22 protein-coding genes and 1 pseudogene are annotated in these 23007 nt (G+C 69.1%); 1 reads left to right on the forward strand and 22 read right to left on the reverse strand.

The window, feature by feature from the left end; translation table 11 throughout:
- Positions 1 to 9: 9 nt before the first annotated feature.
- The 9 genes and pseudogenes from lepB to ACSHWB_RS06015 form a co-directional block, all read right to left on the reverse strand.
- Positions 10 to 738, reverse strand: a pseudogene (lepB, locus tag ACSHWB_RS05975) (signal peptidase I); the annotation flags it as partial.
- Between the two features lie 3 nt (positions 739 to 741).
- Complete coding sequence (rplS, locus tag ACSHWB_RS05980; RefSeq protein WP_090013775.1) at positions 742 to 1101, reverse strand: 50S ribosomal protein L19; 360 nt, start codon at positions 1099 to 1101, stop codon at positions 742 to 744.
- A gap of 153 nt (positions 1102 to 1254) precedes the next feature.
- On the reverse strand, positions 1255 to 2001 hold the full coding sequence (gene trmD / locus ACSHWB_RS05985; RefSeq protein WP_439661086.1) for a tRNA (guanosine(37)-N1)-methyltransferase TrmD: 747 nt from the start codon (positions 1999 to 2001) through the stop codon (positions 1255 to 1257).
- Positions 1991 to 2506 carry a ribosome maturation factor RimM gene (gene rimM, locus ACSHWB_RS05990; protein WP_439661087.1) on the reverse strand — a complete coding sequence of 172 codons (516 nt, stop codon included), beginning with the start codon at positions 2504 to 2506 and terminating at the stop codon, positions 1991 to 1993. Before rimM ends, trmD begins: the two co-directional genes overlap by 11 nt.
- A 19-nt stretch (positions 2507 to 2525) precedes the next feature.
- Entirely contained in the window at positions 2526 to 2765 is a 240-nt protein-coding gene (locus tag ACSHWB_RS05995) for an RNA-binding protein (RefSeq protein ID WP_030468017.1), read from the reverse strand.
- Positions 2762 to 3205: a 30S ribosomal protein S16 gene (rpsP, locus tag ACSHWB_RS06000; RefSeq protein WP_439661088.1), complete on the reverse strand. Its 444-nt coding sequence runs from the start codon at positions 3203 to 3205 to the stop codon at positions 2762 to 2764. Before rpsP ends, ACSHWB_RS05995 begins: the two co-directional genes overlap by 4 nt.
- Before the next feature lie 125 nt (positions 3206 to 3330).
- Positions 3331 to 4062, reverse strand: a complete 732-nt coding sequence (locus ACSHWB_RS06005; RefSeq protein ID WP_439661089.1) for a LamB/YcsF family protein — start codon at positions 4060 to 4062, stop codon at positions 3331 to 3333.
- Positions 4062 to 4838, reverse strand: a complete 777-nt coding sequence (locus ACSHWB_RS06010; RefSeq protein WP_439661090.1) for a lysostaphin resistance A-like protein — start codon at positions 4836 to 4838, stop codon at positions 4062 to 4064. Before ACSHWB_RS06010 ends, ACSHWB_RS06005 begins: the two co-directional genes overlap by 1 nt.
- Positions 4839 to 5182: 344 nt before the next feature.
- The gene (locus tag ACSHWB_RS06015; RefSeq protein WP_439661091.1) at positions 5183 to 6058 is read right to left on the reverse strand and encodes an RNA polymerase sigma-70 factor; all 876 of its coding nucleotides are present in this window, start codon (positions 6056 to 6058) and stop codon (positions 5183 to 5185) included.
- Positions 6059 to 6172: 114 nt separating this feature from the next.
- Here ACSHWB_RS06015 and ACSHWB_RS06020 point away from each other — a divergent pair, with 114 nt between their 5' ends.
- Positions 6173 to 6649: a carboxymuconolactone decarboxylase family protein gene (locus ACSHWB_RS06020; protein WP_439661092.1), complete on the forward strand. Its 477-nt coding sequence runs from the start codon at positions 6173 to 6175 to the stop codon at positions 6647 to 6649.
- Here the strand turns inward: ACSHWB_RS06020 and ACSHWB_RS06025 are convergent.
- From ACSHWB_RS06025 to ACSHWB_RS06085, 13 genes are all read right to left on the reverse strand, one after another.
- On the reverse strand, positions 6646 to 7701 hold the full coding sequence (locus ACSHWB_RS06025) for an amidohydrolase family protein (RefSeq protein ID WP_439661093.1): 1056 nt from the start codon (positions 7699 to 7701) through the stop codon (positions 6646 to 6648). The two genes, ACSHWB_RS06020 and ACSHWB_RS06025, sit on opposite strands and share 4 nt — an antisense overlap.
- A gap of 2 nt (positions 7702 to 7703) precedes the next feature.
- Positions 7704 to 9269 carry a signal recognition particle protein gene (ffh, locus tag ACSHWB_RS06030; protein WP_439661094.1) on the reverse strand — a complete coding sequence of 522 codons (1566 nt, stop codon included), beginning with the start codon at positions 9267 to 9269 and terminating at the stop codon, positions 7704 to 7706.
- Positions 9270 to 9295: 26 nt separating this feature from the next.
- The gene (locus ACSHWB_RS06035) at positions 9296 to 9910 is read right to left on the reverse strand and encodes an HAD family hydrolase (RefSeq protein WP_439661095.1); all 615 of its coding nucleotides are present in this window, start codon (positions 9908 to 9910) and stop codon (positions 9296 to 9298) included.
- Entirely contained in the window at positions 9907 to 10467 is a 561-nt protein-coding gene (locus ACSHWB_RS06040) for an AAA family ATPase (protein WP_439661096.1), read from the reverse strand. Before ACSHWB_RS06040 ends, ACSHWB_RS06035 begins: the two co-directional genes overlap by 4 nt.
- Before the next feature lie 68 nt (positions 10468 to 10535).
- Positions 10536 to 11543: a hypothetical protein gene (locus ACSHWB_RS06045; RefSeq protein WP_439661097.1), complete on the reverse strand. Its 1008-nt coding sequence runs from the start codon at positions 11541 to 11543 to the stop codon at positions 10536 to 10538.
- Between the two features lie 279 nt (positions 11544 to 11822).
- Entirely contained in the window at positions 11823 to 14147 is a 2325-nt protein-coding gene (locus ACSHWB_RS06050; protein WP_439661098.1) for a [protein-PII] uridylyltransferase, read from the reverse strand.
- Between the two features lie 17 nt (positions 14148 to 14164).
- The gene (locus tag ACSHWB_RS06055) at positions 14165 to 14503 is read right to left on the reverse strand and encodes a P-II family nitrogen regulator (RefSeq protein WP_030479675.1); all 339 of its coding nucleotides are present in this window, start codon (positions 14501 to 14503) and stop codon (positions 14165 to 14167) included.
- On the reverse strand, positions 14500 to 15843 hold the full coding sequence (locus ACSHWB_RS06060; RefSeq protein ID WP_439661099.1) for an ammonium transporter: 1344 nt from the start codon (positions 15841 to 15843) through the stop codon (positions 14500 to 14502). Before ACSHWB_RS06060 ends, ACSHWB_RS06055 begins: the two co-directional genes overlap by 4 nt.
- Before the next feature lie 238 nt (positions 15844 to 16081).
- Positions 16082 to 17860, reverse strand: coding sequence for an FtsX-like permease family protein (locus ACSHWB_RS06065; protein WP_439661100.1), 1779 nt, complete (start codon positions 17858 to 17860; stop codon positions 16082 to 16084).
- A 186-nt stretch (positions 17861 to 18046) separates the two neighbouring features.
- Entirely contained in the window at positions 18047 to 19582 is a 1536-nt protein-coding gene (locus tag ACSHWB_RS06070) for an alpha/beta fold hydrolase (RefSeq protein WP_439661101.1), read from the reverse strand.
- Between the two features lie 112 nt (positions 19583 to 19694).
- A complete protein-coding gene (alc, locus tag ACSHWB_RS06075) occupies positions 19695 to 20687 on the reverse strand; it encodes an allantoicase (RefSeq protein WP_439661102.1) in 993 nt (330 codons plus the stop codon).
- Positions 20684 to 21973: an allantoinase AllB gene (allB, locus tag ACSHWB_RS06080; RefSeq protein WP_439661103.1), complete on the reverse strand. Its 1290-nt coding sequence runs from the start codon at positions 21971 to 21973 to the stop codon at positions 20684 to 20686. Before allB ends, alc begins: the two co-directional genes overlap by 4 nt.
- Positions 21974 to 21978: 5 nt before the next feature.
- Positions 21979 to 22992: a glycerate kinase family protein gene (locus tag ACSHWB_RS06085; RefSeq protein ID WP_439661104.1), complete on the reverse strand. Its 1014-nt coding sequence runs from the start codon at positions 22990 to 22992 to the stop codon at positions 21979 to 21981.
- Positions 22993 to 23007: the final 15 nt, after the last annotated feature.

Genomic DNA, 23007 nt, shown 5'->3' on the forward strand with positions numbered 1-23007 from the left:
GCCTAGGGGCTGGGGGTTGTGATCCGACACAACACTCCACCGATCTTTCGGGAAAACGACGTACCGGGCTTTCCCGATGACGTTCTCGACCGGAACGGTGCCCGCTACGCCCCCGCCGCCCTGTTTGCGCGAGTCGGTGGAGTTCATCCGGTTGTCCCCCATCACGAACAACCTGCCCTCCGGCACGCGAATCGGCGCGAACGGTTCGTGGTCCGCGGGCGAAGTGCCGGACTGCCAGTGCACATAAGGCTCATCGAGCGGTTTGCCGTCCACAACGACACGGTGCTGCTCGTCGCAGCACATCACCGTCTGGCCGGGCAGCGCGATCACGCGCTTGACGAAGTCGCGTTCGTTCGCGGGCGCGATCCCCAGCAACGAACCGATGTTCTGCACGAATCCCGCGACGGGGTTCGTCGACTGAGGACTGCGGAAGTCGTTCGTGGTCCACGCCTCCGGGCCGCGGAAGACGACCACCTCGCCCGGCGCTATGTCGCCGAAGCGGTACGTGAGCTTGTCGACCAGCACGCGGTCGTTCTCGCAGCCGGTGCACCCGTGCAGGGTGTTCTCCATCGACGCCGAGGGGATCACGTAGACCCGCGCCACGAACGCCTGGATGAGCACCGTCAGCACGACGGCCGTCACGACCACGTAGAGAACTTCTCTCCAGACAGGAGTACGCCCCCGCTCCGGTTCATCCGGTGCGGAGGCGTCCTCGAAGTCTGCTGGGCTCGAAGCCACCGGTCAGGAGACCGGACGGGCCTCGCGCTTCTCCTTGATCTTGGCAGCCTTGCCGCGCAGGTCGCGCAGGTAGTACAGCTTGGCGCGACGCACGTCACCGCGGGTGACGACCTCGATCTCGGCGATGTTCGGGGAGTGCAGCGGGAAGGTGCGCTCGACACCGACACCGAACGAGACCTTGCGGACGGTGAAGGTCTCGCGGATGCCGCCGTTCTGACGACGGATCACAACGCCCTGGAACACCTGGACGCGCTCGCGCGAGCCCTCGATGACGCGGACGTGAACCTTCAGCGTGTCACCGGCGCGGAAGGCCGGGATGTCAGTGCGCAGCGACTGGGCGTCAAGCGCGTCCAGGATGTTCATCGGTGGTTCCTCACGTGTCTTGAACTTCCCAGAGCATGTTCCATGGCAGTGCACGACATGATGGGGGTTCGGCTTGTGTGCGCACGCCGGTATCGCACCGGCTGCGGCAACTGTTCCAGTGTGCCAGACCAGGCACTCCGGAATGAAATCGGGCTACTCCCCGCCCTCGCGCAAGCGCGTGAGCAGAGCGCGGTCGTGCTTGTCGAACGCGTCCGCCGGCAGCGATTCCAGCAGGTCGGGACGCCTGTCCAGAGTCCGGGCGAGTGACTGGTCACGACGCCAGCGGTTGATCAGCTTGTGGTTGCCGGAACGCAGCACGTCCGGCACGGCCAGTTCGCGCCACACCTCGGGCCGCGTGTAGCTCGGCCCTTCGAGCAGCCCGTCCTGGAACGAGTCCTCCGCGTGCGACTTCGGGTTGCCGAGCACGCCGGGCAGCAGCCGTGCGACCGCTTCCACGATCGCGAGCACCGCCACCTCGCCGCCGACCAGCACGTAGTCACCGATCGACACCTCATCGACGCGTACGCGCCGTGCGGCGTCATCGACCACTCGCTGGTCAATGCCCTCGTAGCGACCGCACGCGAACACGAGGTGCGACTCGGTCGCGTACTCGTGCGCGACCGCCTGCGTGAACGGACGGCCTGCCGGCGTCGGCACGATGAGACGCGTCTCGTCCGTGCACACGTCATCCAGGGCAGGACCCCAGATGTCGGCCTTCATGACCATGCCGGGCCCACCGCCGTACGGGCTGTCGTCGACAGCCTTGTGCACGTCCTGGGTCCAGTCGCGGAGGTCGTGCACGCCGACGCTGATCAGGCCGCGGTCGATCGCCTTCCCGAGCAACGCGGCACGCAGCGGCGCCAGGTACTCGGGAAAGATCGTGACGACGTCAATCTGCATCGAGAAGGCCCTCTGGCGGGTCGATCACGACACGGCCGCCGCGAACGTCCACGGTGGGCACGATCTCGCGCACGAACGGGATGAGCGCCTCGCCGCTGTCACGGATGACCACGAGCAGCTCACCGCCGGGGCCGTGCAGGATCTCCTTGACCGTGCCGATCTTCGTGCCGTCGACGAGTTCGGCCGTGAGCCCTTCGAGCTCGTGGTCGTAGAACTCGTCCGGGTCACCGGTCGGCGGCAGGTCGTCGGTGCTGCCCAGCAACAACGTGCCGCGCAACGACTCCGCCACATCGCGCGTGAGGACTTCCTCGAAACGCACGAGCAGCCGCCCGGCATGAGGCCGGGCGGCTGACACGGTGAGGCTTCGGGACGTGCCGTCACGCAGCCTCGCCTGGAGCGTTGCCCCTAGCGCGAACCGCATTTCGGGTGAATCGGTGCGCACGTCAACGGAGAGCTCTCCGGTGATCCCGTGCGCCTTGGCCACACGGCCGACGACGACGTCCATTTGCCCTTTGCAGCTTCGTTCAGCGGTCGGTGTCGACGACGTCGACCCGCACACCACGACCGCCGATACCGGCCATCACGGTGCGCAGAGCCGTCGCGGTGCGACCACCACGGCCGATCACCTTGCCGAGGTCGTCCGGGTGGACGTGGACCTCGAGGGTGCGGCCGCGGCGGGTCGTGACGAGGTTCACCCGGACGTCGTCCGGGTGGTCGACGATGCCGCGAACGAGGTGTTCGAGGGCGTCAGCCAACAAACTCACGCCTCGTCCTTGGGCGCCTCGGCGTCGGCCTTGGGCGCGTCGTCGGCCTTCTTGGCCTTCTTCGCCTTCGGCGTGGTGGCCTCGGTCATCGGCTCGGAGTTCGCGGCGGCGAGCGCGGCGGCGAACAGCTCGGCCTTGGAGGTCTTGGGCTCCTTGACCTTCAGCGTGCCCTCGGCGCCCGGCAGGCCCTTGAACTTCTGCCAGTCACCGGTGATCTCCAGCAGGCGCTGGACCGACTCGGTCGGCTGCGCGCCGACACCCAGCCAGTACTGCGCGCGCTCGGAGTCGACCGCGATGAACGACGGCTCTTCCTTGGGGTGGTACTTGCCGATCGTCTCGATGGCCTTGCCGTCGCGACGGGTGCGCGCGTCGGCGACCACGATGCGGTAGTACGGCTGGCGGATCTTGCCGAGACGCTGAAGCTTGATCTTGACGGCCATGGGCCTGGTACTCCTCGAAAGCTCTGTGTTGATGGTTCGCACAGTCGCGGCCCGGGCAGAGGGGCCGACCACGACGGACAGCGGGCAATTGTGCCAGATGGGGACCCGTGGATCCGAATCGGGTCCTACGCGAACGGCCTCACGGTGCCGAGCGCTTCCCTCACCGCACGTGCGTGCGCGACCGCTCCGGGTGTGTCGCCGTGCACGCACAACGACTCGGCCTGCACCTTGATGACCGCTCCGTCGACGGCGACGAGTTCGCCCGACAGCAGGCGCACGGCGCGTTCGACGACCTGTTTCGTGTCGGTGAGCAGAGCGTTCGACTGCCCACGCGGCACGAGCGTGCCATCGGGCAGATAGCCGCGGTCCGCGAACGCCTCCTGCACCGGACGCAGGCCGGCGGCTTCCGCCCAGCGCAGGAGGTGCGAGAACGGCAGACCGAGGACGGGCAGGTCCTTGAACGCCTTGATGCCGTTGACCACGGCCTTGGCCTGCTGCTCGTGATGCACCGTCGCGTTGTAGAGCGCGCCGTGCGGCTTCACGTACGCGACCTCGGTGCCTGCTGCTCGCGCACACGCATCGAGCGCACCGATCTGGTAGAGCACCTCGTCGGCGAGCTCGACCGGGTCGGCGTCGATGAACCGGCGCCCGAACCCTGCCAGGTCGCGGTAGCTCACCTGGGCGCCGACCTTCACGCCGTTCTTCGCGGCCTCCTCGCAGACCCTGCGCATCGTGGACGGATCGCCGGCGTGGAAGCCGCACGCGACGTTCGCGCTGGTGATGACGCCCAGCAACGCGTTGTCGTCGCCGAGCTTCCAGATGCCGAAGCCCTCGCCGAGGTCGCTGTTCAGGTCCATCAGATGACACCGGCCGAGAGGAGCAGGAGGGACAGTCCGGGGAGGAAGTTGTTCAGCACGTGCGCCACCATGCTCGCCCCGAGACTGCGGGTGATCAGGCGGGCCACGCCGATGGGGATGGCGATCACGAGGAGCAACCACGTGCGCTGCGGTTCGAGGTGGCTGACCGCGAAGATCACCGTGGTCAGCACGAACGCGGCCCACCTGCTCCAGCCCTGCCGTTCGACCGCGCCCCAGAGCAGCCCGCGGAAGATGATCTCCTCGCAGATCGGGCCGATGAAGCTCATGTAGACGAACATCGTGATGGCGGAGGCCAGCGGCAGGTTCGCCTGGCTGAAGAGCTCGCCGACGGCGCTGGTGGCGTTCTCCTTGCCGACGATCTTCGCCCACACGGTGGCGGCGGCGTAGGTGAAGACCAGGCCGATGACACCGATCTTGAGGCCGATGACGACGTCGGCCTTCGTCATGCTCAGCCGCAGGTCGACGACCGGCCCGTTACCGCGCACGTACGTGATCACGATGGCGACCGCGGCCGCGAGCATGATCGGCACGAGTGAGCCGACCAGCACGAGCGAGGTCGAGCTCTCCAGCGTCGCACCGAAGCTCGAACCCACCGCGGTGATGAACACGGCGCTCAGGATGAAAACAGCCTCCACCAGGAGGAACGCGCCGAAACCCCAGCGCTGGCCGACCCGCTCGGGCTCGGGATTGCGGCTGATGTCCCGCACGCTCTCGATGAAACCGCGCTTCGGCTTCACCGCTTCCGGCTCACTCACGCTCTGCAATCTAGTCACGCGGCGACTTCCCGCGGTTGAACAGCAGGCACTGGCACTCTCATGATCAGCCCACCTCGCGATCGACGGCCTCTGAAGCACCGATGCGCTGTCAGTGCCTCGCGATACGCTTGGAGTGGGGACCGCGATCCCCCTTGGGGGACGCTGCCGCCCCCGAATCCGAGGTTACTGTGCGGCACTGACGGAATCCGGGCCAAGCACCTGGCCAAAAGATGGTCAGATCGGGTCCCCGCCGGATGTCCCACTCCTGTGAACGGATCGGCGTACGAACTCTGCTACTAAACCCCCGTCACCGGTGTCGGTGACAGAGGCTGATGGACTGATCTTCAGCGCCGCAGGGTGGTCTCCTGCTCCATGTGCGAGAGCTTGGCCGGGTTGCGCACCGCGTAGAGGCCGCTGATCCGGCCGTCCTCGACACGCACCGCGATCACGGTGTCGAGCTCTCCGTCGAACCGCACGATCAACGCCGGGTAACCGTTGGCCCTGGCCGGTTCCATCGTCCAGCCGCTGACCTTCAGCAGGCCGCCCATGAGCATGCGCGCCACCTTCGAGGCGCCGACGACGGGACGCGGGACGGCCTGCTTCACGCCGCCGCCGTCGCCGAGGAACACGACGTCCGGGGCGAGCAGGTCCAGCAGGGCCTGCAGATCACCCGTTTCGGTGGCGCGCTGGAACGCGGCCAGTGCCTCGCGGGACTCCGCCTGCGTCACGACCTCGCGCGGGCGGCGGGCGGCGACGTGGGAACGGGCGCGGTGCGCGATCTGGCGGACGGCGGCAGGGTTCTTGTCCACGGCGGTGGCGATCTCGTCGTAGTCCAGGTCGAAGACCTCGCGCAGGACGAACACCGCCCGTTCGGTCGGGGTGAGAGTCTCGAGGACCAGCATCACCGCCATCGACACGCTGTCGGCCAGTTCGACGTCCTCGGCGACGTCCGGGGTGGTCAGCAACGGCTCCGGCAGCCAGGAGCCGACGTAGGACTCCTTGCGGCGGCCCAGGGTGCGCAGGCGGCCGAGGGCCTGGCGGGTGACGATCCGGACCAGGTACGCGCGGTGGTTGTCGACCGTGCCGTGGTCGACGCCCGACCACTTCAGCCACGTCTCCTGCAGCACGTCCTCGGCGTCGGCGGCGGAGCCGAGCATCTCGTAGGCGATCGTGAAGAGCAGGTTGCGGTGGCTGACGAACGAGTCGGTGGCGGCGTCCATGGACACAAGACACCAGCCGGCGGCGGTTTGTGACAGTGGGCTGGATCACAGTCACAGGATTCGGGGCTCCGGCATCTCGTGGTCGTCAAGCAAGTCCACGAGGGAGGAAAGACCATGGAACCGCGCTTCAACCTCTTCGGCACCGAGACCGGCAGCAAGCTCGCGAAGCGGTTCGCGGGCCTCGGGCAGGCCGTGCACCAGTCGCCGCTGCCCGCGATCACGGCAGAGCTGGTCAGCCTGCGGGCGAGCCAGCTGAACGGCTGCGGCTTCTGCCTCGACATGCACGTCAAGGAGGCCATCGCGGCCGGCGAGGACCCGCTGCGCCTGCACCTGGTGGCCGGCTGGCGCGAGACCACGGTGTTCACCGAGGCCGAGCAGGCCGCGCTGGCGTTCACCGAGGAGGGCACCGTGCTCACCAGGGACGGCGTGAGCGACGAGACCTGGGAGAACGTCCGCAAGCACTTCGACGACGAGCAGGTCGCGGCGCTGGTCTGCCTGCTCGGGCTGATCAACGCCGCCAACCGGATGGCCGTCATCACCCATCAGAAGGGCGGCTCGTACGAGGTGGGCGCGCTGGCCCGGCACGCCTAGTGGATCCGGCCCCTGAGCATGATCATGCGCGGCGTCCTGAGGACCTCCAGGTTCTCCCGCGGGTCCTCGTCGTAGACGACGATGTCCGCGGCCGCGCCCTCGGTCAGCGAAGGGAAGCCGAGCCACTCGCGAGCACCCCACGACGCGGCGCCGATGGCGTCCAGAGCGCTCATCCCCACGCCGTGCAGCGCGACGATCTCGTCGACGATGCGGCCGTGCTGGATGCCACCGCCCGCGTCGGTGCCCGCGTAGACCGGGACGCCCGCCTCGATCGCGGACGCCACAGTGGTGGAGACGCGCGCGTGCAGGTCGCGCATGTGGTTCGCGTACGCCGGGTACTTGGCGGCCTTGTCGGCGATGCCGGGGAAGGTCTCGATGTTGATCAGCGTGGGTACGAGCGCGGTGCCGTGCGCGGCCATCAGCGAGATGGTGTCGTCGGTCAGGCCGGTGCCGTGCTCGATGCAGTCGATGCCCGCGTTGATCAGGCCCGGCAGTGCGTCCTCACCGAACACGTGGGCCGTCACGCGGGCACCGGCCGCGTGGGCGACCTTGATCGCCTGGGCCAGTTCCTCGTCCGTCCACAGTGGAGCCAGGTCGCCCGCGCCGCGGTCGATCCAGTCGCCGACGAGCTTGACCCAGCCGTCGCCGTACGCGGCCTGCTCGGCCACCGCCGACACCAGGTCCGACTCGACCTCCACGCCGATGTGCGGGATGTAGCGCTTCGGACGGGCGATGTGCTTGCCCGCGCGGATGATCCGCGGCAGGTCCAGGCGCTCCTGCAACGGCGTCGTGTCGATCGGTGAACCGCAGTCCCTGATCAGCAACGTGCCCGCGGCGCGGTCCGTGATCGCCTGCTCCACGGCCTCCGGCAGCTCGACGCCGCCCTGCGGGCCCAGGCCGACGTGGCAGTGCGCGTCGACCAGGCCGGGGACCAGGAACCCGCCGTCGACGACGGTCTGCGCGTTCGGCACCGGCTGGGTGCGGACACGGCCGTTGACGACCCACAGGTCTCGCGGCTCGCCGTCCGGCAGGACGACGCCGCGCAGGTGCATGGTCACTTCTTCTTGTCGTCCCCGTCGAACTTGAACTTCGACGGGTCGAAGCCGGGCGGGAGCTCGTTCAGGCCGCCGAGGTTCGGCAGACCGCCACCAGGGGGCATGCCGGGGATCCCGCCGGGAGGCATGCCGGGCATGCCACCGGGGAACATCCCGGGCGGGAAGCCGCCCTTGACCTTGGGAGGCGTCGGGCCGCGTCCGCCCTTGCCCTTCTTCCCCTTCTTGCCCTTGCGGGTCTTGCTGCCGCCACCGCCGCCGAAGCCCATCCGGCCTGCCATCGACGCCATCATCTTGCGGGCCTCGAAGAAGCGGTTGACCAGGTCGTTGACGTCGCTGACCTTGACGCCGGACCCGTTGGCGATGCGCAGCCGGCGGGAGCCGTTGATCAGCTTGGGGTCGTCGCGCTCGGCAGGGGTCATGCCGCGGATGATCGCCTGGATGCGGTCGAGGTGCTTCTCGTCCAGCATCCCGAGCTGGTCCTTCATCTGACCGGCGCCGGGGAGCATGCCGAGCAGGTTCGCGATCGGGCCCATCTTGCGGATCGCGAGCATCTGCTCCAGGAAGTCCTCGAGCGTCAACTGGCCGGAGTGCAGCTTCGCCGCGGCCTTCTCGGCCTGGTCCTGGTCGAAGTGCTGCTCGGCCTGCTCGATCAGGGTGAGGACGTCACCCATGCCGAGGATGCGCGACGCCATCCGGTCCGGGTGGAAGACGTCGAAGTCCTCGAGCTTCTCACCGTTGGACGCGAAGAGGATCGGCTGGCCGGTGACCTCGCGGACCGACAGCGCCGCACCACCGCGGGCGTCGCCGTCGAGCTTGGTGAGCACGACACCGGTGAAGCCGACGCCGTCGCGGAACGCCGTGGCGGTGTTGATCGCGTCCTGACCGACCATCGCGTCGACCACGAACAGGATCTCGTCGGGGTCGACGGCGGCCCGGATGTCGATGGCCTGCTGCATCATCTCTTCGTCGACACCGAGCCGACCGGCCGTGTCGACGAGGACGATGTCGTGCTGCTTGGCCTTGGCCTCCGCGATGCCGAGGCGCGAGACCTCGACGGGGTTGCCGACGCCGTTGCCGGGCTCGGGAGCGAACACGGGCACGCCCGCGCGCTCACCGACGACCTGGAGCTGCGTCACCGCGTTCGGGCGCTGCAGGTCGGCGGCGACGAGCAGCGGGGTGTGGCCCTGGCCCTTGAGCCACTTGGCCAGCTTGCCCGCGAGCGTCGTCTTACCGGCCCCCTGCAGACCCGCCAGCATGATCACCGAGGGCGGGTTCTTCGCGAGGTTCAGCCGTCGCGTCTCGCCACCGAGGACGTTGACGAGCTCCTCGTTGACGATCTTCACGACCTGCTGCGCCGGGTTCAGCGCCTGGTGGACCTCGGCGCCCTTGGCACGTTCCTTCACCTTCGCGATGAAGTTGCGCACAACGGGCAGCGCGACGTCGGCCTCGAGCAGGGCGACCCTGATCTCGCGGGCGGTCGCGTCGATGTCGGCGTCGCTGAGCCGGCCCTTGCCGCGAAGGCCCTGGAGAACCGTGGTCAGCCGGTCGGAAAGCGTGGAGAACACGCCTTCCAGACTAGCTAACCGAACGTTCACCCGATCCCGTGGCTCGCCAGCGCCTCCAGGAGCACCGGTTCACGGCGGCCGACCGGAGCAGTGGAGATCTGCGCGAACCGCAGTCCCGCGGCCACCGCTGCTCCATCCGCCACCGGATCGTCACCCACGTACAGGCACTCGGACGGGTCGACGTCGAGCCGCACGCAGGCCGCGTCGAACGCACGGGCGGACGGCTTCGAGACGCCGAGCTCGTAGGACAACGCGAAGGCGTCCACGGACAGCGACTCGCGCGCGAACACCCGCCGGATGTCCCACGAGATGTTGCTCAGCACCCCGACCTTCAACGGCCTCACCGCCGTCAGCGCGGCCGCGGTGTCGGAGTAGGGCAGCCAGAACGCCGGGTTGTGCAGCCGCTGGAACAGCTCGTCGTCGAACGGCAGCCCCGCCAGCCGGAACAGGATCCAGTGGGCCGACCTGTTCGCCAGCGCGGTCAGGTCCCTGGCCTCCCACACCGCGCGCTCGGCGGCGTTCATCCGCGCCACGAACGGCGCCGGCGCGCGCAGCACCGAGAGGTGCCGCGGCGAGAGCCATTGGTAGGTCGGGCGCCCGAAGAGGGTGCCTGCGAAGTCGAAGAGGACAGCCTTGATCACGACACCATGATGCGCAGACCACCCGACGTTCCCGCACGGGTGAGGAGCGTCACGCCGCTGAACCCGAACGGCACCCAGCCCGCCTCGAACTGGGCGCGCATCGACGAACCGCGGCGGACGTGTCGCTCGAAAGCGTGAGTGCGGACGACGCGCTTGCGGGCGATCTGGCCGTCGAGGGCCTGCGCCGCCGAGGCGTCCAGCCAGAGGAACTGGCGTGAACGCCCCGACAGCAGTCCGGCGAGCACCAGCATGAAGCGCGTGCCGGGCCTGGTGGACGGCTCGTGCACCACCAGCAGGCCCCGGCAGAACAGTGCCGCCCAGAAGACGCGCAACCGGTGCGTGAGGTGCACGAACACGCGCCAGTACTTGTACGGCAGCGGTACGCGCGGCTCGAGCCACATGCGCACCTGGTCGGAGTCGAGGACGGTGACCGGTTCGTCGGCGTCCAGGCGGGAGAGCAGCGTCGTCTTGCCCGCGCCGGGGATCCCGGCGAGGACGACGAGCGAGCGCGCCCGCACTCGGACGGTGGCGATCTGCGTGTTCAACACGGCGGTCATGTCCTAGAAGACGTTCCGACCATCCCTCTCGTTCAGTTTGGTCCGATTTCAGGCGAAATGCACAGGGTTCAGCGCCAGACGACGGCGTGATAGGTGCCGTTTGCGAAGTTCGCGACGCCGATGACCTGCCCGACGTCGCTCAGCCCCGTCACGGAGTGACGTGTGGCACCGGACACCGCGGGCAGCACGGTCTGCGTGCCGGCCATGTCCCAGGTCGCCGCGGAGGTGCCTACGGTGCCCGCGACGAGCCAGGAGCTGTTCACGTCGGAGGCGGTCGACGGCGCGGGCGCCAGCGTCTCCACCCCGCCGCTGAAAACGTCCCAGCGGGTCGCCTGGGACGACATGGCACCGACCGCCGCGCCGTTGTCGTTGATGTCGGACGGCCGCGCTCCGGATCCCAGCTGGGTCTTGCCGCTGCGCAGCCACAGCACACCGCCGGCGCTCGTGGTGCCGACCGCGTCGCCGAGTTGGTTGACCCCGGCGAACGTGCCCGTGTCGAGCACGGTCCGCACACCAGAGGGGTTCCACCGGACCACGTCGCCGCCGCTGGTGCCGATGACCCAGTCGCCGTTGGTGATGCGCGACGCGCTGCCGGCGCCGAGGACCCTCGCCTCGCCCCACGACTCCCACCGCACCACCTGGCTGACGCCGTTGATCGTGGCGGTGCCGATGACGGTGCCGGTGTCGTTGACGTCGTACGCGACGGAGCTCGTCGCCCCCGCGACGGTCAGCTGGACCAAGGTCCCGGAGGAGTTCCACTTCACGGCCTGGGTCGCGCCCGCGGAGGTCACGGCGTAGCCGACGACAACGTTGTCGCGGTTGATGGCCGCCGCCCACGAGTCGAACCCGAGGTCGCCGAGCTTCTTGATGCCGTCCCAGCGGTCCCACCGGACGGCGTGCTGGGTGGTGCCGGTGCCGTAGGAGACGCCGGCGATCGTGCCGGCGTCGTTGATGTCGGCCGCCGTGCTTCGAAGATCACCGGGCAACGTGCCGAGGTCCTCGGCGGCCGGAGCGGCCTGCGCGGTGGCGGGAATGATCAAGGCCGCGGCGATGGCGGCCACCATGAAAGTTCTCAACGTTCTTCCTCCCCAGTCAGAACACGAGAACCTGACACTGCCCGGACCCCGCGAAGGTTGTCCAGGAAGCTGTCTCGTTGTCAGGACCGGGAAACAGCGGCGGCGGTGCGGGTGCGCGGTACCTCCCCCGGCGCCGTCACCCGTCACCACCACCTCTGCCCGTCCGGGAAGCGATCCACCCCTCGAGGACGCTTTCCGGACACCACGAACACTGCCTGGTTTCCGAAGCGCGCAGGAGCGTGAGCACCCGGAGAGGTTGTGCGTAGACCTACTCAACCTCTACCTGGCCGCGTCGAGCACCGCCCGTTCGATCCGGCGCCGGTCGAGGTCGGTGCCCGCGATGCTGAACGAGTCGACGACCGTCGCGCCCAGCGTGGACACGCGCGCCCACTGCACGTCGGCACCGCACTGCTCCAGTGCTCCGGCCACGCGGTGCAGCAGCCCGATCCGGTCGGCGGCCCGCAGTTCCAGCACCACCGCGCCGGTCGCCTCGTCGTCGAACCACAGCACCTTCGAGGGCGGCGGGTCGAGCGGCGGGCCACCGTAGTCGCGTTCCTTCGCGGCGAGCTTCTCCGTCAGCGACAACGACCCCTCGATCGCTCTGGAGAGCTGTTCGCGCAGCAGCGTGGCGTCCGGCAGCGAGCCGAACCGCGGCGACACCGTGAACGCGTCCACCGTCGCACCGCCGTGCGCGTGCAACGTCGCCGCGTGGACCTCCAGCGAGTTCAGCGCGAGCACACCGGCGGCCTTGGACAGCAGGCCGGGCCGGTCCGGCGCGATCACCGTCACGATCGCCGCGTGGTCCTGCTTCTCCAGCAGCACGTCCGGCTTTCCCGACGCCGCAACGCGTTCCGCCATCGCCACGTGCACGGGGTCGAGCGGTTCCGGTTTGGGCAACGCCTCCCCTGCCATCGCCTTGCGGCAGCGGGAGACCAGGTCGGCCATCAGCGCGGCCTTCCAGTCCGTCCACACGCCGGGCCCCGTCGCGATGGAGTCCGACTCCGCCAGCGCGTGCAGCAGTTCCAGCAGGATCGGGTCGCCGCCGAGCGTCTCGACCACGCGGTGCACGGTCGCCTCGTCCTCGACGTCGCGCCGGGTCGCGGTGTGCGGCAGCAACAGGTGGTGCCGGACCATCGCGGACAACGTCTCGACGTCCTGCGGCCACAACCCGATGCGCTCCCCGATCTGGGTCGCCAGCGCGGCCCCGACCTCGGAGTGGTCCTGCTGCCTGCCCTTGCCGATGTCGTGGATCAACGCGCCCAGCAGCAACAGGTCCGGCCGCGCCACCGTGGTCGCCAGCCTGGCCGCGTGGGCGACGGTCTGCACGAGATGCCGGTCGACCGTCCACATGTGCGCGGCGTCGCGCGGCGGCAGGTCCCGCACCGCACCCCACTCGGGGAACAGCCGGCCCCACAAGTCCGTGCGGTCCAACGCTTCCACGACGTCCACGAGTCCACTACCGCTGCCCAGCAACGCCAGCAGTTCCTCGCGGGCCTCCCGCGGCCACGGCTGGCGCAGCTCCGGCGCCGAGTCCGCGAGCCTGGACAACGTTCCTGTCGCGATCGGGTGCTTGCTGCGTGCCGCCGCCGTCGCGACACGGAGCAACAACGCCGGATCACGGCTGGGAATCGCGTCACGGGCCAGCGAGACCTCAGACCCGTGCAGCACCACGCCTTCGTCCAACGGCCTGCGCGGGGGTTGTCCTCTCAGGAACGCCCCGAGCCCGCGTTTCGGCGCGGCGGCCCGAGCGGCCCGCATGGCCACGTCGAACGCGTAGACGACCGTGCGTGCGGCAGAGGAAAGTGAACGAGCCAAAGCGAAACGGTCCGCCAGCCCCAGCGCGGAGGCCACCTCGTCGCCGTCCTGCGCCCGCAGCACGTCACGAGGTTTCCCTGCCACCCGGCGAAGTTCGGTCCGCACGTCCAGCAACAGGCGGCGTGCGTCGTCGACATCGGCCGACGGCCGGTCCACCAGCTGCGCGAGTGACAGCGCGTCCAGGAGTGTGAGGTCCCGCAGTCCCCCGCGACCGTGCTTGAGGTCGGGTTCGACGCGGTGTGCGATCTCGCCGCCGCGCGCCCAGCGCTTCTGCGACGACTCGGCCATCTCGTCCAGCCGGTTGCGAACGTTGCCGCGCCACGCCTGCTTGGCGCCTTCCGCGAGCTTCGCGGTGACCTCGGGGTCACCCGCGATGTGCCGGATGTCCAGCAGTCCCAACGCGGTGCGCAGGTCACCGGCGGCGACCCTCAGTGCTTCTCCCACGGTGCGCACCGAGTGGTCGAGCCCGATGCCGGAGTTCCACAGTGGATACCAGAGCTTCTCGGCGATCTCGTCGACGTTCTTGACGCCGTTGTGCACCAGGACCAGGTCTAGGTCGGAGTAGGGCACGAGCTCACGCCGCCCCAGCCCGCCGACCGCCACGAGCGCGATACCCGGTCCGGATATCCCCGCTCCCCCCGCATGTTTGGTGAGCCAGAACTCGTGCAGGTCCACGAGTGCCTCGCGCAGCGGTTCGGCGGCCAAGCGACGACGACCTGGCACGAGCAGCCTTTCGCGTGCTCGCACCAGGTCGTCAGCCGTGACGACGGCCGTTTCGTTGTTCTCCACGGGCCGTCTCCTAGTTGTTAAAGCGCGTCCGATCCACGTTCACCCGTGCGCACACGGACGACGGTTTCGACCGGAGTCACCCACACCTTGCCGTCGCCGATCTTGCCGGTGCGGGCGGCCTCGACCACTGCTTCCAGCACCTTCTCGACGGCCGTGTCGTCGATGACGACCTCGATCTTGATCTTGGGCACGAAGTCCACCGAGTACTCCGCACCGCGGTAGACCTCGGTGTGGCCCTTCTGGCGCCCGTAGCCCTGCACTTCACTGACCGTCATGCCCAGCACCCCGAGCTGTTCCAGGGCGCCCTTCACGTCGTCCAGCGTGAACGGCTTGATGATCGCGGTGACCAGCTTCATTTCTTGTTGCTCCCCTCGAGGACCGCGGTCGCGCCAGCGGCCACGCTCGGCTTGCCGGTACCACGCGCGCTGGTGAGGCTGCCGTACTCGTAAGCCCGCTCAGCGTGCTCGGACTCGTCGATGCTCGCCACCTCGGCCTCTTCCGACGCGCGGAAGCCGACGGTGAACTTCACCAGGTAACCGAGCGCGAGGCTCAGCACGAAGGAGTAGCCGAGCACCGCGAACGCACCGACGGCCTGGCGCCAGAGCTGGTCGAAGCCGCCGCCGTAGAACAGGCCGTTGATCTTGGCCGGGGCCGACTCGCTGGCGAACAGGCCGATCAGGATCGTGCCGGACAGACCACCGACGAGGTGCACGCCGACGACGTCGAGCGAGTCGTCGAAGCCAAAGCGGTACTTGAGCGACACGGCCAGGGCGCAGAGGACACCGGTGATCGCACCGACCGCGATGGCGCCGATCGGGGTGACCGAGGAACAGGCGGGCGTGATCGCGACCAGACCGGCGATGACACCGGACGCCGCACCGAGCGTGGTGGCCTTGCCGTCGCGGATGCGTTCCGTGAGCAGCCAGCCGAGCATCGCCGCGCAGGTCGCGACGAGCGTGTTGATGAACGTGACGCCGGCGAGGCCGTTCGCACCGAGGGCGGAACCGGCGTTGAACCCGAACCAGCCGAACCACAGCAGACCGGCGCCGAGCACGACCAGCGGCAGGCTGTGCGGCTTCATCGGCTCCTTCGGCCAGCCGACGCGCTTGCCGAGCACGATCGCCAGCGCGAGACCCGCGGCACCGGCGTTGATGTGCACCGCCGTACCACCGGCGAAGTCGATCGCGAGGAGCTTGTTGGCGATCCAGCCACCGGGGTCGACGACGTTGCCGGCCGCGTCCTTGCCGTCGAAGTCGAACACCCAGTGCGCGACCGGGAAGTAGACGATCGTGGCCCACAGGCCGGCGAACAGCAGCCACGGGCCGAAGCGGGCGCGGTCAGCGATCGCACCGGAGATCAGCGCGACGGTGATGATCGCGAACATCGCCTGGAACGCCACGAACACGGTGCTCGGGATCTTGCCCGACAGCGAGTCGGCGCCCAGCAGCCCGTCGAGGCCGAAGAACTCGAACGGCTTGCCCAGCAGGCCTCCGGCGACGTCCGCACCGAATGCCGTCGAGTACCCGAAGAGCACCCAGAGGACACCGACCACGGCCATCGCGCCCAGGCTCATCATCATCATGTTGAGCACGCTCTTCGAACGGACCATGCCTCCGTAGAAGAAGGCAAGGCCCGGCGTCATCAGCAGCACCAATGCGGCGCTGGTGAGCACCCAGGCGGTGTCCCCTGTATCCACTTCGACCTCCACTGCACGTCGGTTGCAGGGAGCATCGGGATGTCCTGTTTCCCCCACTTACGCGGAACGTTTCGCGGAGGTGAACTGTCGACCTGGACGTGTTACGTCCGCGTTTCACGCCGTTCACGGACTCGATTCGGCCACCTCACGGCGTCGGCGCGATAACGAGAAGTAGTCGGCGGTGTCCCCTTCCGGGGCATTGCGGCCGGGCGCGACGAGCCCGCCGGACACTCCGGGTTCACTCCCGGCGGACCGTCTCGGCGCCCGTGCTCTGCCCCAGCACCACCAGCGGGGTCGCGGAGATCAGCAACGCCACCACGAGACCGCACGCGACCACCCCGGCGAACCCGAGCGCCGGCAACGGTCCCTTCGTCGCGACCAGCGTGACCACGCCCAGCACCACCCCGAGCCCGGTCATCGCCACCAGCGGCACGCCCGTCTCCAGCAGCACGACCCGGCGCAGCTGACCGAGCGTCGTGCCGGTCGCCCTCAGCAACGCGAACGAGCGCCGCCGTTCGAGCACGCCTCCGGCCGCACCGGCCGCGAGACCGCATCCCGCGACCACCACGACGACGAGCAGGGAGAACCGGACCGCGGACTCGATGTCGTCCCAGAGCCGTTGCTCGCGCAGCGCGAACTCGCGGCGGGTGTTGATGATGGCGTTCGGAGCGGCGATGGCCTCGCGGGTGCGGATGCGTTCCTCGTCGGCCACCGTGCCGTCACTGCGGATCTCGCGGTCGCGGCCGTCGAACACGGTCACCACGCCCGGCGGGGTGGCGGTGCCGGGCTGATCTCCGTACGCGCTGACCAGCCCGCTCAGGTACGTCGCCGCGAAGGCCGCGAACACCAACGCGCTCGCCGCGCGGAACGACGCCTTCGGGTCCTGCTCGATCCGGCGCGCGGCCAGCACCGTCGTCGCGCTGGAGGCACGCGCCAGCAACCGTCCGACCTGCAGGCACACCCACGGCCCGACGACGGCGACGCCCACCAGGGTCGCGATCACGAACACCGCGGACAGCTCGTCGAAGCCGGGCCCCGAGGTGTACGTGACCAGGAACAACCCACCGATGCCGATCACCAGTGGCAACACGCGCAACGCCGTCGGGGGCCTGGCCGCGGCGCGCCGGATGATCCCGAGCGGGCCGATGTCGACACGGCGCAACGACACGACGGAGACGACGACCGCGAGCAACGGCACCAGGGCCAGCACGGCCAGCGGCGCGCGCACATCGGCGGCGTGGAACGGGAAACCCTCGTACGTCACCGAGGAAGCGAGCACTCGGCGCAAGCCTTCATTGGCCAGCCACCCCGCGAACGTTCCCGCCAGTGCCGCGATCGCGGTCTCGCCTGCCGCGATCAGGGCGGTCTGCAGCCTGGTGGCGCCGACCAGTCGCAATGCGGCCAGGCGGCGTTCCCGTTGGGCCGCGGCAATTCTGGTCGCCATCGCCAAGAACACCGCGACGGGCACGAGCAGCACCAGGGCCGCGATCCCGAGGATGATCCGGGTGAACGCGAAGAACGCGTGGTCGGGCGAGGTGGCGATGCCCGACGCGGTGAACATGCCGGGCACCCGGCCGCCTACCACGGCGACGAGCTGCGCGGGATGGGCGAGCAGGTCCACGGGGATCGTGCCGACGACCTCGCCCGGATACCGGTCGTCGAGTTGATCGTCCGGAGTGGACTCGAACAGCCGCTGCATCGCCGGTGAGGCAACGACTTCACCGGCACGGGGCAGCGTGAATCCCGGCGAGGGCGAGTCGGCACCGACGTCGGCGACGTGGATCCGCAGCATCTGCTCGCCGCGGAAGTAGTCGGAGACGGCCAGCCACTGCACAGACCCGGAACCCGGCGTGTCCGCGCGGGTGTACTGCCACGCCGAACGGTCCGCACGGCCCTGCAGTGCGCTTTGGGCCGTCAGACAGAGCATCAGAACCGTGACGCCAACGGCCACGCCGGCGGCCGTGAACGCGAAACGCGCCCACGCCCCTCTGCCGCGAGGCCACCACAGGCCAGCCATGGGACGGCACTATACCCCCGACGTATACACCGCAGGTATAGCTTCTGACCTGCGGTTCGCCCGCAGGTTGCGACAGGGAATAGAGGGGTTCCGCTGGGACGCTGCTCGGAACGGCCGACGCCACCAGGCCGCTGACAGCACCGTGCCCCCGGCGTCCAACACCGGGGGCACGACTGCTGACCTGTATTAGCGAACCGAGAACGGGCCCGCCGGGATCCGCGGCTTCACGGACATGACCGACGCCTGCGCCGGCGGCTCGACCGCAGCGCACGAGGTGCCGTTGCGAGGCAGCTTCAGCGAGACCAGGTACTCGTTGTTGATCTTCAGCGTGCACTCGCTGCGGTCGTACACGCCGTGGCCCCAGCCTTCGTAGGTCACGAAGACGGTGGTGTCACGGGTCTGACGGTGTGCGTTGACCGCCCACTCGTACGCCGTCGCCGGGTCGTGCTTGGCGTTGGTGAGCAGGATCTTCGGCGAGTTCTTGATCTTCAGCGTGCGCTGCGGGTTCGTGGCCTTCGGGAACCCGACGCAGCCCATCATGGCGCCGTGGCCGAGCGACGAGCCACGGGTGTTCGGCGCGATCCGGTACTCGGACTTCACCAGCGACTGGTACTCGCCCCACGAGCTGACGCGGAGGTTGTAGTCGTTGCAGAAGATGCCCGGGAACGGGTTGTCGAACGTCTCGTCGGCGGCGAACGCCGAGAAGGCCGACTTCGGGGCCTGCGCGCCGTCGATGATCTGCTTGATCTGCTCGGCGAACCGCTGCCAGGCCGGCCCGTAGGCCATGCTGACCACGCCGCCACCGAGGTCCTCCGGCGTCATCTTGACGGTCGGGTCCCACGGGGCGGGCACCTCACCGCGCTCCGCCTTGGCCAGCAGGTCCTTCCAGATCTTGCGGAGGTCCTGGCCGGCGAACGGCGAGGTCGGCGTGCGGTCGTTCCACTTGATCCACTCGTTGAACGAGTCCTCGGCGGTGCGCGCCTCGGAGTCGAGGAACTGCTTCGTGCCGAGGCTGTGGTCCATGTTGGAGTCGATGATCATGGCGCGGATGTTCTTGCCGAACTTCTCCGCGTAGTGCTGGCCCATGATCGTGCCGTACGAGATGCCGTAGTAGTTGATCTTCTTCTCGCCCAGCGCGCGGCGGATGGAGTCGATGTCCTGCGCCACCTCCGCGGTCGAGGCGAAGTTGAAGATCGGACCGCTCTGCTTCGCGCAGTCCTCGCGCAGGGCCTTGTTGAACACGACCAGAGCGTCGAACTCGGCCTTGGTCTTCGGGTAGCTCGACGGCGTCTTCTGCAGCAGCTCCGCCGAGCACTTGATCGGCGCACTGCGCGCGACACCACGGGGGTCGAACCCGATGACGTCGAACTTGTCGATGATCTCCTTGCTGAAGTACCCGTCCGCGAACATCGAGAAGTCGACGCCCGAACCACCCGGTCCACCGGGGTTGATCACCATCGCGCCGATGCGCTGCGACGGGTTCGCCGCCTTCAGGCGCGACACGGCGAGCTTGAACTTCTCGCCGTTCGGCTTCTTGTAGTCGATGGGCAACTCGAGGAAGCCGCAGTCGACCGTCGGCTTCTCCTCGCACGGCTTCCAGTCGATCGCGCCGACCTGGTACTCCGGCTGCCCTTCCGGAGCCGCGATCGCGACCTGACTCGCGCCTAGAACCAATGCAGAACTGGCGATCGCGGCGCCGAAGGCGCGCACCATCGGTTGCATGGAATTCCTCCCTGATCCCCGAACTTCCGGGAGGAACGCTTCCACCGATCGTGTGACGCAGACAACCAACCTAGGTAGGGAGAAGAATCAGACCGTGGTCGTACAACCACCCTCAGTTAGTCGTTTTGGCCCACATCGTCCGCAGGTGGGATAGGCCGTCACTCGTAGGGGTGCCGAGCACCCGGAGCCGTGCCATACCGCCGTCCGGATAGATGTCGAGCCGCACGGCCGTCGCCTCGGCCGCCTCCACGACGAACCGGTGCCGCGTGTCGGGCTGCAGCCGGGTGCGCGGGAGCAGGTCGAACCACGTGTCCGGGTCCTGGCGCTCGTCGCAGCCGCGGACGGACGCCCAGCCCGGCGCGTTGCCCTTGAAGTGGCTCGTGTCGAGCTCGACCAGCTGCACGACCCCGGCCGCGGCGAGCCTGAGCGACACCCAGTCGTTGCCGTCGTCACGGCGGCGCGCGGTCTCCCATCCCTCCCCCATGACCGTGGCCTGACCAGGGGCGATGAGGTTGTTCGGCGAGCTGTAGAACATGTTGCTGCAGCCGGTGACGACAGCGCCGTTCTCCAGCGCGGCGAGGTCGATGCCGCCCACGAGCAGACGCGGGTCGGCCAGCGGTTCGCCGTGCACGCGCAGCCGGGCCACACCGCCGTCCGGGTCGATGGTCAGCCGTACGTGCGTGACGCGGCGTCCCTCGGTGACGTCGAAGAAGTGCTTCTCGTCGCCCTTCAGCGCGGTGCGTTCGACCAGCGGGAACCACTCGGTGATCTCGTCGCCGGACGGGTAGCCGTCGACCTGGGCGCCCTCGACCCAGCAGAACGGCGGGTAGTTGCCCTTGAAGAACGCCGTGTCGACCACGATCCCGCGCACGACGCCGGGCATGCCGAGCCTGACCACGGCCTGGTCCACGCCGGCCTCACGACGGCGGCGGGTCTCCCAGCCGTCGTAGACCTGGCCTTTGTGACCGAAGGTGTAGGTCTGGTAGACCGGCTCGGCGGGCTTGATCAGGTTCTCCCGCTCGGCGAACAGCTCGTCGTTCGCCCACACCACACCACCTCCTGCCGCGCGCGAGGCGAGATCGGGCAGCCGGGTCCACTCGGTCATGCTTCTCCTCTGCGTAGCAACTTGCCCTGCGTTGTGCTGATTTCCTTGCCCCGCAACCACGTCTGCCGCACAACGCCGTTCAGCGCGCGGCCGTGGTACGGCGTGACCGGGTTGCGGTGGTGGAGCTTGTCCTTGTCCACCACGAAGGTCTCGTCCGGCGCGAAGACCACGAGGTCCGCGTCCTTGCCGACCTCGATGGCGCCCTTGGTCTCCAGCCCGACCTGGCGCGCCGGGTGCGTGGACATCCAGCGAACGACGTCGGTGAGCTGGAAGCCGCGCTCCCGTGCGCCCGTCCACACCGCCGGCAGGCCGAGCTGCAGCGACGCGATGCCGCCCCACGCCGTCGCGAAGTCGCCTTCCTTGAGCTCCACCGTGCTCGGCGAGTGGTCGCTGACGACCAGGTCGATCACGCCGTCGCGCAGGCCCTGCCACAACGCCTCGCGGTTCTCCGCCTCGCGGATCGGCGGGCAGCACTTGAACTCCGTCTGCCCGTCGTGGATCTCCTCCGCGGTGAACGTGAGGTAGTGCGGGCAGGTCTCGGCGGTGATCCGCAGGCTTTCGCGCTTCGCGGCCTCCAGGATCGAGAGCGCGTCCGACGACGACAGGTGCAGGATGTGCGTGCGGGCGCCGGTCCTGCGGGTCAGCTCCACGACGTCGCTGATCGCCTTGTTCTCGGCCTCGCGCGGCCGTGACGCCAGGAAGCCCGCGTAGTCCGGCTCCGACTCACGGACCGTGTGCGCGTCCTCGGCGTGCACGATCGTCAACGCGTCGAGCGTGGCCAGCTGCCGCAGCGCTGCTTCCAATTCCTCGGTGGTCACCGCGGGGAACTCGTCGACGCCCGAGTGCAGCAGGAAGCACTTGAAGCCGAAGACGCCGGCCTCGTGCAAAGGCTTCAGGTCCGCGAGGTTGCCGGGGACGATGCCGCCCCAGAACCCGACGTCCACCGAGACGTTCGCCGCGGCCTTGCGTTTGATCTCCAGCGCCGCCACCTCGACCGTCGGCGGGATGCTGTTGAGCGGCATGTCGATGATCGTCGTGACTCCCCCGGCCGCGGCCGCGCGGGTGGCGGTCTCGAAGCCCTCCCACTCGCTGCGGCCGGGGTCGTTGACGTGCACGTGGGTGTCGACCAGGCCTGGCAGCAGCACCTCGTCGTCCGCGAGGTGCACGACGTTCGGCGAGTCGATGCGGGGCTCGACGGCGACGATCCTGCCGTCGACGACACCGACGTCGCACGCGATCTCACCCTGCGGGGTCACGACCCTGCGGGCGCGGAAGACCAGGTCCATGGCACTCACTCTGACACCCAGTCGCGGGCGATGCGACCGCCGAGAACGCCGAGCAGCGAATCGGCCCGCGCCATGCAGCGCGTGACGTCCGGTTCGACGTCCAGCAACGCGTAAACGGCCTTCAGCCCCAGGTCACCGGGTTCGACCGAGCACTGGCCGGCAACCGCGACCACCGGCACGTCACCGGAGGCCTTGACCACCCCGTACGGCGCCTTGCCGTGCCGGGTCTGCGCGTCCAGCGATCCCTCGCCCGTGATCACCAGTGACGCGTCCCGCACCGCCTGCGCGAACCCGGCCAGTTCCAGCACCACCTCGATGCCGGGCCGGAACCGCGCGCCCAGCACCGCGAGCGCCGCGAACCCGATCCCGCCGGCCGCCCCCGCTCCCGGCCGCGTGGCGTACTCAGGGCCGATGAGCTGGGCGAACGCTTCGAGGCGCGCTTCGAGGATCTCCACCTGGTCGGGTGAAGCGCCCTTCTGCGGCCCGTAGACCGCGGCGGCACCAGAAGGCCCGAGCAGCGGGTTGTCGACGTCCGAGGCCAGCACGAGGTCGACGCCGTCGAACGACGCCTCGCCCAGCGCCTCCAGCATCCCCGCGCCGCCGTCGGTGCACGCGCTGCCGCCCAGCCCGAGCACGATCGTGGTGCAGCCGACGTCCCGCGCGGCTTTCAGCAGCTCACCGACGCCGTAGCTGGTGGCGTCGAGCGGCGCCGGCCGTTCCAGCAACGTCAGCCCGGCCGCCGAGGCCACCTCCACCACGGCGGTCGTGCCCTTGACCGCGAACGAGGCGGGCACCGGCTTGCCCACCGGACCGGTGACCCAGCGCCCGACCTTCATGAACCCGGCGGCGACGGCGGCGTCGACGGTGCCGTCGCCGCCGTCGGCCACCGGGAGGAGGCGCACGTCCACGTCCGGGACCGCCTCCCGCAGACCGCGCGCGACAGCGGCAGCGACCTGCGGGGCGGTGAGCGATCCCTTGAACTTGTCCGGCGCGACGATCACAGCCTTGTTTTTTCTCACGCGGGGCGCCTTCGT

This window comes from Lentzea sp. HUAS TT2 (assembly GCF_051853195.1).
GTDB lineage: Bacteria > Actinomycetota > Actinomycetes > Mycobacteriales > Pseudonocardiaceae > Lentzea.